The organism is Mesorhizobium sp. LCM 4577 (assembly GCF_001854795.2).
Lineage (GTDB): Bacteria > Pseudomonadota > Alphaproteobacteria > Rhizobiales > Rhizobiaceae > Mesorhizobium > Mesorhizobium plurifarium.
Genome location: NZ_MDDU01000024.1, coordinates 229421 through 241662, shown reverse-complemented (window position 1 = coordinate 241662; position 12242 = coordinate 229421). Strand labels below are relative to the sequence as shown.

General features: G+C 63.3%; 17 protein-coding genes. 4 read left to right on the top strand and 13 right to left on the bottom strand.

The features are described from left to right. Positions 1-97: 97 nt before the first annotated feature. The 9 genes from LCM4577_RS22815 to moaA form a co-directional block, all read right to left on the bottom strand. On the bottom strand, positions 98-922 hold the full coding sequence (locus tag LCM4577_RS22815) for an ABC transporter permease (RefSeq protein ID WP_071073565.1): 825 nt from the start codon (positions 920-922) through the stop codon (positions 98-100). After that, positions 919-1635, bottom strand: a complete 717-nt coding sequence (locus LCM4577_RS22810) for an ABC transporter permease (protein ID WP_040982779.1) — start codon at positions 1633-1635, stop codon at positions 919-921. Before LCM4577_RS22810 ends, LCM4577_RS22815 begins: the two co-directional genes overlap by 4 nt. 77 nt (positions 1636-1712) lie before the next feature. After that, positions 1713-2498, bottom strand: coding sequence for an ABC transporter substrate-binding protein (locus tag LCM4577_RS22805; RefSeq protein WP_071073563.1), 786 nt, complete (start codon positions 2496-2498; stop codon positions 1713-1715). 151 nt (positions 2499-2649) lie between these two features. After that, on the bottom strand, positions 2650-3165 hold the full coding sequence (gene mobB / locus LCM4577_RS22800; RefSeq protein ID WP_040982783.1) for a molybdopterin-guanine dinucleotide biosynthesis protein B: 516 nt from the start codon (positions 3163-3165) through the stop codon (positions 2650-2652). Further along, the gene (gene mobA / locus LCM4577_RS22795) at positions 3162-3794 is read right to left on the bottom strand and encodes a molybdenum cofactor guanylyltransferase MobA (protein WP_071029878.1); all 633 of its coding nucleotides are present in this window, start codon (positions 3792-3794) and stop codon (positions 3162-3164) included. Before mobA ends, mobB begins: the two co-directional genes overlap by 4 nt. A 4-nt stretch (positions 3795-3798) precedes the next feature. Then, entirely contained in the window at positions 3799-4719 is a 921-nt protein-coding gene (locus LCM4577_RS22790; RefSeq protein WP_071073561.1) for a DMT family transporter, read from the bottom strand. Between the two features lie 123 nt (positions 4720-4842). Beyond that, the gene (locus LCM4577_RS22785) at positions 4843-5199 is read right to left on the bottom strand and encodes a hypothetical protein (RefSeq protein WP_041006631.1); all 357 of its coding nucleotides are present in this window, start codon (positions 5197-5199) and stop codon (positions 4843-4845) included. Positions 5200-5286: 87 nt separating this feature from the next. Then, entirely contained in the window at positions 5287-5793 is a 507-nt protein-coding gene (locus LCM4577_RS22780; protein ID WP_071029885.1) for a hypothetical protein, read from the bottom strand. 53 nt (positions 5794-5846) lie between these two features. Beyond that, entirely contained in the window at positions 5847-6842 is a 996-nt protein-coding gene (gene moaA / locus LCM4577_RS22775; protein ID WP_071073560.1) for a GTP 3',8-cyclase MoaA, read from the bottom strand. A gap of 252 nt (positions 6843-7094) precedes the next feature. Here moaA and LCM4577_RS22770 point away from each other — a divergent pair, with 252 nt between their 5' ends. Both LCM4577_RS22770 and LCM4577_RS22765 read left to right on the top strand, forming a co-directional pair. After that, positions 7095-7448: a gamma-butyrobetaine hydroxylase-like domain-containing protein gene (locus LCM4577_RS22770; RefSeq protein ID WP_071073558.1), complete on the top strand. Its 354-nt coding sequence runs from the start codon at positions 7095-7097 to the stop codon at positions 7446-7448. Positions 7449-7532: 84 nt separating this feature from the next. Continuing rightward, complete coding sequence (locus LCM4577_RS22765) at positions 7533-8144, top strand: pyridoxamine 5'-phosphate oxidase family protein (protein WP_071073556.1); 612 nt, start codon at positions 7533-7535, stop codon at positions 8142-8144. A 12-nt stretch (positions 8145-8156) separates the two neighbouring features. On the opposite strand, the gene LCM4577_RS22760 is transcribed toward LCM4577_RS22765, so the two are convergent. Continuing rightward, positions 8157-8609, bottom strand: a complete 453-nt coding sequence (locus tag LCM4577_RS22760; RefSeq protein WP_040982799.1) for a MarR family winged helix-turn-helix transcriptional regulator — start codon at positions 8607-8609, stop codon at positions 8157-8159. Between the two features lie 47 nt (positions 8610-8656). On the opposite strand from LCM4577_RS22760, the gene LCM4577_RS22755 reads away from it, so the two are divergent. Beyond that, entirely contained in the window at positions 8657-9565 is a 909-nt protein-coding gene (locus LCM4577_RS22755) for an alpha/beta hydrolase (protein ID WP_041011717.1), read from the top strand. Here LCM4577_RS22755 and plsY read toward each other — a convergent pair. From plsY to LCM4577_RS22740, 3 genes are all read right to left on the bottom strand, one after another. Then, complete coding sequence (gene plsY / locus LCM4577_RS22750; RefSeq protein WP_071073554.1) at positions 9562-10245, bottom strand: glycerol-3-phosphate 1-O-acyltransferase PlsY; 684 nt, start codon at positions 10243-10245, stop codon at positions 9562-9564. The genes LCM4577_RS22755 and plsY overlap by 4 nt on opposite strands. A gap of 33 nt (positions 10246-10278) precedes the next feature. After that, positions 10279-10680: a rhodanese-like domain-containing protein gene (locus tag LCM4577_RS22745; protein WP_040982805.1), complete on the bottom strand. Its 402-nt coding sequence runs from the start codon at positions 10678-10680 to the stop codon at positions 10279-10281. A gap of 72 nt (positions 10681-10752) precedes the next feature. Beyond that, positions 10753-11364, bottom strand: a complete 612-nt coding sequence (locus tag LCM4577_RS22740; protein ID WP_041011715.1) for a TetR/AcrR family transcriptional regulator — start codon at positions 11362-11364, stop codon at positions 10753-10755. Positions 11365-11476: 112 nt separating this feature from the next. Between LCM4577_RS22740 and LCM4577_RS22735 the strand changes: the two genes are divergently transcribed. Then, positions 11477-12223 carry a 3-oxoacyl-ACP reductase family protein gene (locus LCM4577_RS22735; RefSeq protein WP_071073552.1) on the top strand — a complete coding sequence of 249 codons (747 nt, stop codon included), beginning with the start codon at positions 11477-11479 and terminating at the stop codon, positions 12221-12223. Positions 12224-12242: the final 19 nt, after the last annotated feature.

Here is a 12242-nt window from a genome sequence, read left to right as displayed (position 1 = left end):
AAAACACGGTTTCCAGTGGCCGAAGGTCTAGGCCATGCGAAAAATTCGTCAAGGCACGCAGCGCCGCATCGACTGGTGCAGGCCTGAACGGTTTGATCTAGCGATGCAAATGGACGGTGATCCGGCGCTCGATCCATTCGACGCCGTGGCGCAGGATCTCGRCCATCACCAGATAGACGATCGCCACCCAGATATAGGCCTGGATGTCGAAGGATTTCGCGTAGGCGAGCTTGGCGTTGCCCATCAGATCGTAGACGGTGATGATGGCGACGATCGCCGAGGCCTTGATCATCAGGATGAGCTCGTTGCCGTAGGGCCTGAGCGCGACGATGATCGCCTGCGGCAGCACCACCTTGCGCAACGTCTGCAATTTGTGCAGGCCGAGCGAGGCCGCACCTTCCCATTGGCCGCGCGGCACACTTTCGATGGCGCCGCGCAGGATTTCCGCCTGGTAGGCGGCGGTGTTGAGCGAAAAAGCAAAGACGCCGCAATAGAAGGCTTCACGGAAAAACCACCACAGCCCGACCGTCTCAAGCTCCGGCCGGAACGAGCCGATGCCGTAATAGACCAGGTAGGTCTGCACGAGCAGCGGCGTGCCGCGGAAGAAATAGACGTAGCAATAGGCAAGCCCGGACAGGATCGGGTCCTTGGACATGCGGCCATAGGCGACCGGAAGCGACAGGATGGCGCCGAGGACCATGGAGATCGCCACCAGCGACAGGGTGGTTCCCAAGCCTTGAAGATAGGCCGGCGCGTATCTGGCGAAGAACTCGGGATTCCAGGCGTAGACCAGGTAGGCCACGATGCCGGCGCCGAAGAGAATCCAGATGCCGACCAGCGCATAGCCGAGGATGCGGGCTCGCGGCCAGCCGCGCGCTTGCGGCGGCGGCTTGTCGATGGCGATAGCCTGGCTGACGCTCATCGCGCTTCCCTCCGCCCGAGGTAGCGCAGGATGTAGCTCGTGGCGATCGACGACAGGACGGCCAGCGCCAGGAAGATCAGCGCCGCGACGCTGTAGAACAGGAAGGAATGCTTGGTGACGCGCGCCGCGACGCCGGACTGGCGCAATGTCTCGGCGAGGTTGACCACTGAGACCAGCGAAGTGTCCTTGAGCAGGCTCAGCCAGCAATTCTCGAGACCCGGAAAAGCGATGCGTATCAGCTGCGGCAGGATCACCAGCCGCATCGTCTGCCATTTCGACAGGCCAATGGCGTAGCCTCCCTCATATTGGCCTTTCGGAATGGCGCGGAACGCGGAGAGGAAGACCTCGCTGGCGTAGGAGGAGAAGATCAGCGCCAGCACGATCATGCCGGCGACGAAGCTGTTGACGTCGATGGTGGCATCCGGATTGAACAGCCGCACGACATACTGCAACAGAAGCGGCATGCCGAAAAAAAACAGGAACAGCGTCACCAGTTCGGGCAGGCCGCGAAAGACCGTGGTGTAGATGTTGCCGGCGAGCCTGAGCGACGGCTCTTCGTGCTGCTTGGCGAAAGCGACGAAGAACCCGATCACCAGGCCGATCGGCAATGTGGCGAGCGCCAGTGCAATGGTGACCAGAACGCCAGACGCAATGTCGTCACTCCAGCCGTCCGGTCCCCAGCTGAGAAGCGTCCAAATGCTTTGGGCCGGCATTGACGGGTCGTGTCTCCGTGGCGATCCCGGGAGAAGAGAAGGGCGGCGAGGGATGCCTCACCGCCCTGGCTAACTTATCAGGATTCGGCGCCGTAGACGTCGAACTTGAAGTACTTGTCGTTGATTTCCTTGTATTTTCCGTTCTTGCGGATGGCGTCGATCGCGGCATTCAGCTTGTTGACCAGATCGGTCTCGCCCTTGCGCACGGCAATGCCGGCGCCCGGTCCGAAGATTTCGACCGGCTGCGGCGAGGGCTGGCCGAGGATCTTGCAGCAGGCGCCGTCCGGCGAATCCAGCCATTGCTGCAGCACGACGATGTCGTCCTCGATGGCATCGAGACGGCCATTGGCGAGGTCGGCTTGCTCCTCTGGGCTGCTCGGATAGCCCTTGATGGTGCTGTCCGTGTAGGTCTTGGAAGCGTAGTTGTAGTGCGTGGTCGTGGTGGCGACGCCGATGTTCTTGCCGGCGAGGTCTTCCTTGGTCACGCCCTTGAGCGGCGAATCCTTCGGCACGGCGATGGCCGAGGGGGTGTTGTAATATTTGTGGGTGAAGTCGACCTTTTCCTGGCGCTCGGGCGTGATCGACATCGAGGCGACGATGGCGTCGAACTTGCCGGCTTGGAGCGCCGGGATGATGCCGTCCCAGTCCTGCGCGACAAAGGTGCACTTCACCTTCATCTCGTCGCAAAGAGCCTTGGCGATATCGATGTCGAAGCCGACCAGTTGGCCGTCCGAGGTCAGGTTGTTGAAGGGCGGGTACGCGCCTTCGGTGCCGATCCTCAGGGTCTTTTCCTGAGCCTGGGCGACGCCAAGTGTCAGCAGCGCGGCCGAAGCGGCAAGCGCGATACGCAGTGCAATACGCATGATAATCCTCTCATATTGTCATGGCCGCTGTCCCGTGCGGCTCTTGTGGGCGGAGCTTCTTTACCGCCCGCTGGGGCGGATACTCCCACTCTTTCCAAGAAAAAAGCAACTGCAAATCAACGGCAAACGACAATCAGGATGTGCCGTTGCGTTACTTGGTTCGAGCAACGAGACCTGTGCTGCGCTCGACAAAGTCGGCTATCGATTTGGTGTCGTCGAGGTCGAAAACCGGCAGGTCTTCGCCTTCGACTGTAAAGTCGGCGGCGACCGCGACGATGTTGGGATCGTTCGCCGACAGCGGCGTCCGATCCTTGGCTTCGAGCCGCCTTGCCTCGATCTTCTTGTGCGCTTCGCGCTTGTAGCCTTCGACCAGCACGATGTCCGAGGGCGACAGCCGCGCCAGGATGTCGTCCAGCGTCGGTTCGTCCTCGCTCCGCAATTCGTGCATCAGCGCCCAGCGCCGGCCGGAAACGATGGCAACCTCCGTGGCGCCCGCCTGCCGATGGCGGAAAGAGTCGGCGCCCGGCTTGTCGATGTCGAAGTCATGGTGGGCGTGCTTCACCGTCGAAACCGTCCAGCCGCGCGCCACCAGCTCGGTGACGAGCTTTTCCGTCAGGGTCGTCTTGCCGGAGTTCTTCCAGCCGGTGATGCCGAATACGCGTCTCATAGCCTGAGGATTTGCAACAGACGTTCCGCCGCCGCAAGGTCGTCCGGTGTGTTGACGTTGAAGAACGGGTCGATCTTCTGGTTGCCGGCCGCGATCATGGGGAACTCCACCTCGACATGGCCCTGGCGCTCCATGAAGGCCGAAACCCGCCGGTTGTCCTCGTCGACCAGGAAATGACGCAAGGCGTCGCGCAGGCCGAGCGGCCAGAGCGCGAAGGTCGGATGCCATCTGCCGTCCGAACTGGCGACGGCGATCGCGCCAGGCCGATCGCGGGCTGCGGCGGCGAGGCGCTCGACGAGGTCGTCGGGGAAGAACGGCGTGTCGCCGGCGGCGCTCATCAGCCAAAGACAGCCTGGTTGCTTCGCCGCCCATTCGAGGCCGGCGAGGACGCCTGCCAGTGGTCCGGCATGGCCGGGGACCGTGTCTTCGATCACCGGCAGGCCCATGGCGGCAAATCGCGCCGGATCGCCGTTCGCATTGAGCGCCACGGTCGCGATCTGTGGCTTCAATCGCGCCGCGACATGATCGATCAGCCTGGCTTTGCCCAATGGAAGCAATGGCTTGTCGCCGCCGCCCATCCGGCGCGACTGGCCTCCCGCCAGAATGATCCCCGCGACATTTCGGTCCATCGGCCTATATGCCATCCGGCGCCATGCCGGGTCCAGCGCTTTCAGCGGCAGGTTGCTGTCTGCCGACGACGCGCTCGCGGTAGAGCGCATAGAGGCCCGAGCCGATGATGATGGCGGCGCCGGCGATCATGGGCGGGTCGGGGACGTCGCCGAAAATGACGAGGCCGAGCAGGATCGACCAGAGCAGGGCGGTGTAGCGGAAAGGCGCGATGAAGGAGATGTCGCCCGAGCGCATCGCCATGATGATGAACTGATAGCCGATGAGCACCAGCACCGCCGCGAGCGCCAGAAGCGCGGTCGCCCGGCCGCTCATCGGCGTCCAACCGCCCATCGGCGACAAGAGCAGCGCGCCCAGCACGGTCATGGCGAGCGCGGTCGCCGTCGACACCAGAAGCGTCGGGATCGATTCCGGAATGCGCTTGGTGGAGAGGTCGCGCACCGCGCAGCAGGCGACGCTGGCCAGTGCAACCAGTGAATAGACGCTGAACCCTTCGAAACCCGGCCGTACGATGATCAACACGCCGACGAAGCCGGCGGCAATCGCGGTCCAGCGTCGCCAGCCGACTCCTTCGTCGAACACCAGGGCCGCGCCCATGGTAACCGCCAGCGGCAGCGCCTGCATGACGGCGGAGACATTGCCGATCGGCAGATGCGCAAGCGCGATCAGGAACGACACCGTGGCGCCGGCCTCGCCGGCGACACGCATGGCCACCATCGGCTGCAGCATCGCGGCCGGATTGGCAAGCGCGCCGCGCCGCCAGGCGAGCAGGCCGACGAAGAGGGTCGCAAAGACGCCGCGCACCAGCATGACCTGCGCCATGTTCATCGACTCGGAGGAGAGTTTGGTGATCGCGTCGTTCAAGGTGAAGCCGACCATGGCCACGATCATGAACAGCGCGCCGCGCAGATTTGGCGAGAGGGGCAAAGGCGTTTCCGGATTCTATTTGGACCGAACCTGTAGCAGGCCGGCGGAAACAGCAACGCCAAAAGAAATGGGCCACGAATTTCCGCGCGGCCCATGAGATCGATTTGCCGAAGTCCCGAAGACTTACTTCGGCGTCAGCACTTCGGTGCCGTTGCCGTTCTGGCCGGCGATGGTCCATAGCCCGTGCAGGGAGCCGTCCTTCTCGATCTTGTAGACGACGAGGCCGACTTCCTTGCCCATCGCGTAGCCGGCGGAAAACGCATTGTCGTTACGCATGCAGATGCCGTCCGAGGTCGAGCCGCCGGTCTCCCAGTGGATCGTGCAGGTCGTGTCGCTGGTCAGCGTGATCGTTGCCTCGCCGCCATATTTGGAGCCGTCGAAATTGGTGCCGGCGACGGTGTAGGTGCCGCCGATCGACTGAGCCGCGGCCGGCATGGAAGCAATCCCAAGCATTGCGAGTGAAAGCATGAATGTGCGCATGTGCACTCCCCCTAGAGCGAAAATCGCGCTCGAAGGCTAGGCCGGAAAAGGCCGGCGGTAAATCGAGCGGAGGATGGCGTGGAGGGTTTATTTCGAGTGTGCCCCGGAGGCCTCGTGCAGGCTGCCGGCAATGGCGCCGACCAGCGGGTCGTATTTCGCCTTGAGCGCCGCGGGATACTCGATGGAGACGCTGTGGATGACGTCCTCCTTGCCGAACACGGACCGCCGGTAGAAGATCTTGTCGCCCTTCGTACCCGACAGGACCGCCCAGTTCTTACCGGTCTTGGAGTAAGTGACTTTTTCCCCTGGCCCCGGGCTGGCTTTTTCGTTCTCGACGAGGCTCTTGGGCGTGTCGTCGAGTGCATTGTAGCCGCCGTAACAGGCCACACTGGCGCCGTCGGCGCTTTGCCATTCAAGGCCGTCGCCGTTTTCCGGCTCGGGCATGCGCTTACTGAAAATCTGGTCCGGGAAAGTGCACACGGTGCCGAACCGCGCGTTGACATAGGTGAACGGCTTGGCCAGCGCCGTTGTCGTCAAGTTCGTCGGAAAGAACAGGAGTGCGGAAAACAAGCCGATGCGACGAAGATGCTGCATGATACCCCCCGGTCGATGACCAAAGGTGATCCTGCACCAAATCGTGGAAAAAATCAGCCGCCGGTGACGCTCATATGCCGCGACACCGAAGGACGGCTGGTGCGGCGGTCGATGATGAAATCATGGCCCTTGGGCTTGCGGCCGATGGCCTCGTCGATGGCCGCGTCGAGCAGCTCGTTGCCTTCGGAGGCGCGCAACGGTGCCCTGAGATCCGCGGCGTCCTCCTGGCCGAGGCACATATAGAGCGTGCCGGTGCAGGTCAGCCGCACGCGGTTGCAGCTTTCGCAGAAATTATGCGTCATCGGCGTGATGAAGCCGAGCCGGCCGCCGGTCTCCGAGACATGGACATAACGGGCAGGGCCGCCGGTCTTGTAAGGGATGTCGGAGAGCGTGAACTGGCGCTCAAGCGAGGCGCGCAGCAGCGACAACGGCAGATACTGGTCGGTGCGATCGGCGTCGATCTCGCCCATCGGCATGGTCTCGATGAGGGTGAGGTCCATGCCGCGGCCATGCGCCCAGCGCATCATCTCGGGGACCTCGGCGTCGTTGAAGTCGCGCAGCGCGACCGCATTGAGCTTGATCTTCAGCCCCGCCTTCTGCGCGGCGTCGATGCCTTCCATAACCTTGCCGAGATTGCCCCAGCGCGTGATCTGGTGGAATTTTTCGGCATCCAACGTATCGAGCGAGACATTGATGCGTTTGACGCCGCAATCGGCGAGCTCGGCGGCAAAGCGTGACAGCTGCGAGCCRTTGGTGGTCAGCGTCAATTCGTCCAGCGCGCCGCTCGCCAGATGCCGCGACAGCTGGCGCACCAGATGCATGATGTTCTTGCGCACCAGCGGCTCCCCGCCGGTCAGCCTGAGCTTCTTCACGCCCTTCTCGATGAAAACGGTGCAGAGCCGGTCAAGCTCTTCCAGCGACAGCAGATCCTTCTTCGGCAGGAAGGTCATGTCCTCGGCCATGCAATAGGTGCAGCGAAAGTCGCAGCGGTCGGTGACCGATACGCGCAGATAGCTGACGGTGCGACCGAAGGGGTCGATCATGTCCATTGCAAGCGTTTCCCGTGGCCTGAGCGGCGTCGTTATATACGGCTATGTGATACGATCCAGTGCCGCATTCAAGATAGAAGGTCTTGATCTTTGGTAACATTCCCCTACCGACATCGCGTGTCGGCTGCTTCCTAATGATCCTTTTCGGATCGCGTGAAGCGGCGTAGGGAAGGGCGCAACCAGAGCATGATGCCGAAAAGTGTGAAGCGGTTTTCGGACGACATCATGCTCCGTCTCTAGACAGGACCAGCCATGACCGCGCCGAAGGAACTAAGGGTCTCGAAGGACCGCAAGCTCTTGACCGTGACCTTTCCCGGCCACCAACCCTTCGAATTGCCGGCGGAGCTCCTGCGTGTTGCCTCGCCATCGGCGGAGGTGCAGGGCCATTCGCCGGAGCAGCGGGTGACGGTCCCCGGCAAGCGCAATGTCGCGATCCTCAAGATCGAGCCGATCGGCAATTATGCGGTGCGCATCACCTTCGACGATTTCCACGACACCGGCATCTTCACCTGGAACTATCTGCATACGCTCGGCCACGAAAAGGACGAGCGTTGGAACGCCTATCTTGCCGAGTTGGCCGAGAAGGGGCTGAGCCGGGACCGTTAGCCTGGCATCGCAATCCAATGTCAGCTGTCGTCAAGGCGTCATGGACATGGCGTAGCGCCGGCAAAAAGTCAGGAGGCGAAGAAGATGTCGCGCATCACATCCGTCGAACAGCTCGAGGCCCTCTACGGGCTGCCGGGCGAAGCTTCGGTCGTCAAGGAACTCGACCATGTGATTCCCGAATATGCCGCCTTCATCGAGGCCTCGCCCTTCGTGGCRCTGGCGACAAGCGGGCCCGAGGGGCTCGACTGCTCGCCGCGCGGCGATCTCGCCGGCTTCGTGCGCATCGTCGACGACAAGACGCTGATGATGCCGGACAGGCGCGGCAACAACCGCGCCGATTCGCTGAAGAACATCATTCGCGATCCGCGCGTCGGGATGCTGTTCCTGGTGCCGGGCTCCGGCACCACGCTGCGCATCAACGGCCGCGCGCATATCACGACCGATGCCGGGCTTTGCGCGTCCTTCATGGTTGACGGCAAGCCGGCCCGCTCGGTCACTGTCATCGATGTCGACACGGTCTATTTCCAGTGCGCCCGCGCCATCGTGCGCTCGGACCTCTGGAACCCGGCCAGGCATGTCGACCCGAAGTCGCTGCCGACGCCCGGCCAGATCCTCGAGGTCACCAGCCGCAAGAATATCGACGGCCAGAAGTACGACCAGGAATGGCCGGAGAGAGCGAAGAAGACGATGTGGTGATTGGAAGCCGGCTCAGGCTTCCTTCAGCACGTCGGCGATCTTGCGCATCTGCTCGCCGATCATGTCGCATTGTTCCGGCGTCGACTGGCTCATCGCCTTCTCGATCAGCGCCATGTGAACCTTCAGCGCCTTCATCAGCAGGGCCTCGCCCGCCTCGGTGAGGTTGAGCCGCAGCACCCGCTTGTCCTTCTCGTCGCCCTCGCGCCGCACCAGCCCGCGCGTCTCGAGCTGCGGCAACAGCATGGTGACGTTGGAGCGGCCGACCAGGAGCTTGCGGGCGAGGTCGTGCTGCGACATGCCGGGGTGGCGGTAGAGGTTCATCAGCACGTCGAGCTGCGCCGGCTTGAGGTCGAGCGGGGCGAGCTTCACCGCCAGCGTGCGCTCCAGCACATGGCAGGCGCGCGCCACCGCAACCCAGTTGCGAAAGCGCGGATTATCCCAGGGCAGCTCTTGCTTAATGTTCATGTTTGAACTATTATGTTCATGCTTGAACGAATGGATGGACTGCCAATATGGCATCATTTGGAATGAAGGTCATCCGGGGCGTTTTCGGCGCGGCCGAGCATGTTGCGCCGCGTCTTAGCGGCCGCGCCGCGTTCGAATTGTTTTGCCGCACACCAAGCGTCAAGGCCTTGAGCGACGGCGAACGGCGGGCTGTCGAGCGGGCCTCAGCTTTCATGGCCGAGGCGCGCCATCACCGGCTGAAGACCAGGACGGACTGTGTCGCCGTGCACGAATTCCGCCCGGAGCCGGGCAGGGAGGCGCGCGGCACCGTGCTCGTCATCCATGGCTGGCGCTCGCGCACCGAATATATGCGTGCCTTGATCGAAGGGTTTCGCGGCGCCGGCTACAAGGTCGTCTCGCTCGACCTGCCCGGACATGGCCACTCGCTCGGCCGCCACCTCAACATGGTGAACGCGGTGGACGCGGCGCGCGTCGCAGGCGAATGGTTCGGTCCCTTTGCGGCGATAGTCGGCCACTCCTTCGGCGGCGCGATCGCCGCCAATGCGGTTGCGGCGTCGGTCAAGGGCATGCCGCCGCTCAAGGCGCAGAAGCTCGTGCTGATTGCCGCGCCGAGTTCCCTGCCTGCGATCTTCGACGATTTCAGCGACATGATGAATGTCGGGCCGCGTTCCCGCGTCGCCATGGCGGACAGGGTGAAGCACCTTTCCGGGCGGCCGCTCAGCGAGTTCACCGGCGATCGCCAGCTTGCGGAGGCGCCGGTGCCGACGCTGATCATTCACGCGCCGGACGATCGCGAAGTTCATGCCGACCATGCGAAGCGTTACGCGGGCGCCGGCAAGCATGTCCACCTGCACTGGGCCGACGGGCTTGGCCACCGCCGCATCCTCGCCGACAGGGATGTCGTCGCGCGCGCGGTGGGGTTCGTGGCGGAGCAGCAGGAAGCGACCTTGCACTAGGGCCGTGCCGCGCCCTGTCCCGGGCTGCCATGACCTAGGCGGGGCTCCGTTCCGGCCAGCAGCCGCTGGATGTTGGCGCGATGGCGCAGGATCACATAGAGGCTGCCCGCGATCACCAGCAAGCGATAGGGCAATGGCTGCTCCAGCCCGCAGACCAGCGCGACAGCCRTCAGTGCCGCCAGCATCGAGCTGAGGGAAACGATCCGGAAAAGAGCGAGCGAGGCCACAAATGTAGCCGCAGCGCCCAGTCCTACAGGCCAGGACATTGCCAGCAGCACGCCCAATCCTGTCGCTGCGGATTTTCCGCCCGTGAAATTTAGCCAGATCGACCGGCCATGCCCGAGCAATACGGCAAGTCCGGCCAGGCATACGGCCCAAGGCACCCAGATTTGCAGTTCAAGCGCCGTCGGCGGCGTGGCGGACGATATCGCGTAAAACCACGGATAAAACCAGCGAACAAAGACGATCGCCGCCGCGCCTTTCAGCACATCGACCAGCAGCACCGCCAGCGCAGGCCATTTGCCCAAGGTTCTGAGCACATTGGTCGCGCCGGTCGATCTAGAGCCATGCTCGCGTATGTCGATGCCCTTGAGCAGTCTGCCGGCCAGATAGCCGGAGGGCGTCGAACCGAGGAGATAGGCGACCGCCAATCCAACTGCGCTCGCTATCCAGAAAACCATCGGGTCGATTCCAAGTGTTGCGGAAGACTGTAATCAGTCAGCCTTCTTTTTCTGCCCCGGCTCCACGGGCAGGCCGGCCGCCTTCCAGGCGGTGTAACCGCCGAGAATGTGCTTGACCGGCGTCAGGCCCATGTCCTGCGCCGTCTTGGTGGCTAAAGCCGAGCGCCAGCCGCCGGCGCAGAAGAAGACGAAGGTCTTGCCGCTGGCGAAGAACGGCTTGTGATAGGGGCTTTCGGGATCGATCCAGAATTCCAGCATGCCGCGCGTCACATGCTTGGCACCGGGAATCTTGCCGTCGCGCTCGACCTCGCGCGGATCGCGCAGATCGACGAAGATCGTCGCGTCATCCTCCAGCAGCCCCGCGGCCTCCTCCGGCGACACGACCTCGATCTCGGCATTCGCCTCGTCGAGAAGCTGGCGATAACCTTTCTTCACGGCAAATCCTCCCGGCCGCGCTTGCGGCGGCCGCCGAAATTTCGATCACAAAGCCTGGCGTTTGTCACGGGGTCAGGTGTTGGCCCCGGCCATCGTCGTCCACGCCGCCATGGCTCCGGCAACGGTCGCCATGAGGGCGGCATGGGTTGCGCCGTCTCGCGCCTGGATCGACATGCCATGCTGTACAGTGGCGAAGAAGGTGGCCGCGGCCTGGCAGTCGAAGTCGGCAGGCAGCTCGCCTTCAGCCGCCGCCCGCTCCAGACGTCTCTCAAGCGCGGTCTGATTTTCGGCCCGGCGGCGGCGCAGATCCTGGCAGATCAGCCCTTGCGTCGAATCCTGATGCAGGGCTCCGAGCGCGATGAGGCAACCTTGCGGTCGGTCGGTCTGTGAATAGGCCCGGGCGGTCTGGGTTAAGAAACCCTCGATCGCGAGCCGCGCGGTCGGGGCTTCTTCCAGCGTCGACCAGATATCGGTGCCTTCGCTGCGCGTGTAGAGATCGGTCGCCTCGAGGAAAAGCGCTTCCTTGCTGCCGAAGGCGGCGTACAGGCTGGGCGAATTGATCCCCATCGCCGCGGTCAGGTCGCTGAGCGATGCGCCCTCATAGCCCTTGGCCCAGAAAACCTCCATGGCCCGACGCAAGGCGGACGCTCGATCAAAGCTGCGCGGGCGGCCTCTTTCCGACATGGTGTCTTTCTGTTGGAATCTTTTCTGTGTTGATCGATACATAATTCGCTTGACGGCATCCGGCAAGCTTGGCAGCTATTTATGTATCGATCATTACATAAAGGAGAAATCGATGCCTTCAAACCAGTTGCGCGGCAAGGCCGCATTGGTAACGGGCGGCAGCCGAGGCATCGGCGCGGCCATCGCGAAAAGACTCGCACGTGACGGCGCGAGCGTCGCCTTGACCTATGTGAACGGCGAGGCGCAGGCACGTATCGTGGTCGACGAGATCGAGGCGGCCGGTGGGCGCGCTATCGCCATCAAGGCCGACGGGCGCGATGCCCAGGCGATCGAAAGCGCCGTCGATCGGGCGATGGATGCGTTCGGGCGACTCGACATCCTGGTCAACAGCGCCGGCATCTGGCGCGCCGCGCCGATCGACGTCTTGTCGCTCGCCGATTTCGACGAGAGCATGGAGGTCAACCTGAGAGCGCCTTTCGTCGCCTCCAAGGTCGCCGCGCGGCATATGGCGGATGGCGGCAGGATCATCTCGATCGGCAGCAATCTGGCCGAGCGCGTGACGGATACGGGCCTCAGCGCCTATTCGACCAGCAAGGCGGCGCTGATCGGACTGACGAAGGCTTTGGCGCGCGACCTCGGTTCGCGCGGCATCACCGCCAACATTGTTCATCCGGGCTCCACCGACACCGACATGAATCCCGCCAACGGGCCACATGCGGAGCACCAGCGCCGGAAGATGGCGACGCCGCGCTTCGGCGAGGCCGAGGAGATCGCGGGAATGGTGGCCTGGTTGGCGAGCCCTGAAGGACGCTTCGTCACGGGGGCATCGCTGACCATCGATGGCGGCGCCAACGCCTGATTGTTTTCGACAGCTTTGT

Bases quoted from the DNA above. Each gene is read 5' to 3' on its own strand.
- LCM4577_RS22810 (WP_040982779.1), bottom strand. From the start codon at position 1,635: ATGCCGGCCCAAAGCATTTGGACGCTTCTCAGCTGGGGACCGGACGGC.
- LCM4577_RS22805 (WP_071073563.1), bottom strand. From the start codon at position 2,498: ATGCGTATTGCACTGCGTATCGCGCTTGCCGCTTCGGCCGCGCTGCTG.
- mobB (WP_040982783.1), bottom strand. From the start codon at position 3,165: ATGAGACGCGTATTCGGCATCACCGGCTGGAAGAACTCCGGCAAGACG.
- mobA (WP_071029878.1), bottom strand. From the start codon at position 3,794: ATGGACCGAAATGTCGCGGGGATCATTCTGGCGGGAGGCCAGTCGCGC.
- LCM4577_RS22785 (WP_041006631.1), bottom strand. From the start codon at position 5,199: ATGCGCACATTCATGCTTTCACTCGCAATGCTTGGGATTGCTTCCATG.
- LCM4577_RS22780 (WP_071029885.1), bottom strand. From the start codon at position 5,793: ATGCAGCATCTTCGTCGCATCGGCTTGTTTTCCGCACTCCTGTTCTTT.
- LCM4577_RS22770 (WP_071073558.1), top strand. From the start codon at position 7,095: ATGACCGCGCCGAAGGAACTAAGGGTCTCGAAGGACCGCAAGCTCTTG.
- LCM4577_RS22760 (WP_040982799.1), bottom strand. From the start codon at position 8,609: ATGAACATTAAGCAAGAGCTGCCCTGGGATAATCCGCGCTTTCGCAAC.
- LCM4577_RS22755 (WP_041011717.1), top strand. From the start codon at position 8,657: ATGGCATCATTTGGAATGAAGGTCATCCGGGGCGTTTTCGGCGCGGCC.
- LCM4577_RS22740 (WP_041011715.1), bottom strand. From the start codon at position 11,364: ATGTCGGAAAGAGGCCGCCCGCGCAGCTTTGATCGAGCGTCCGCCTTG.
- LCM4577_RS22735 (WP_071073552.1), top strand. From the start codon at position 11,477: ATGCCTTCAAACCAGTTGCGCGGCAAGGCCGCATTGGTAACGGGCGGC.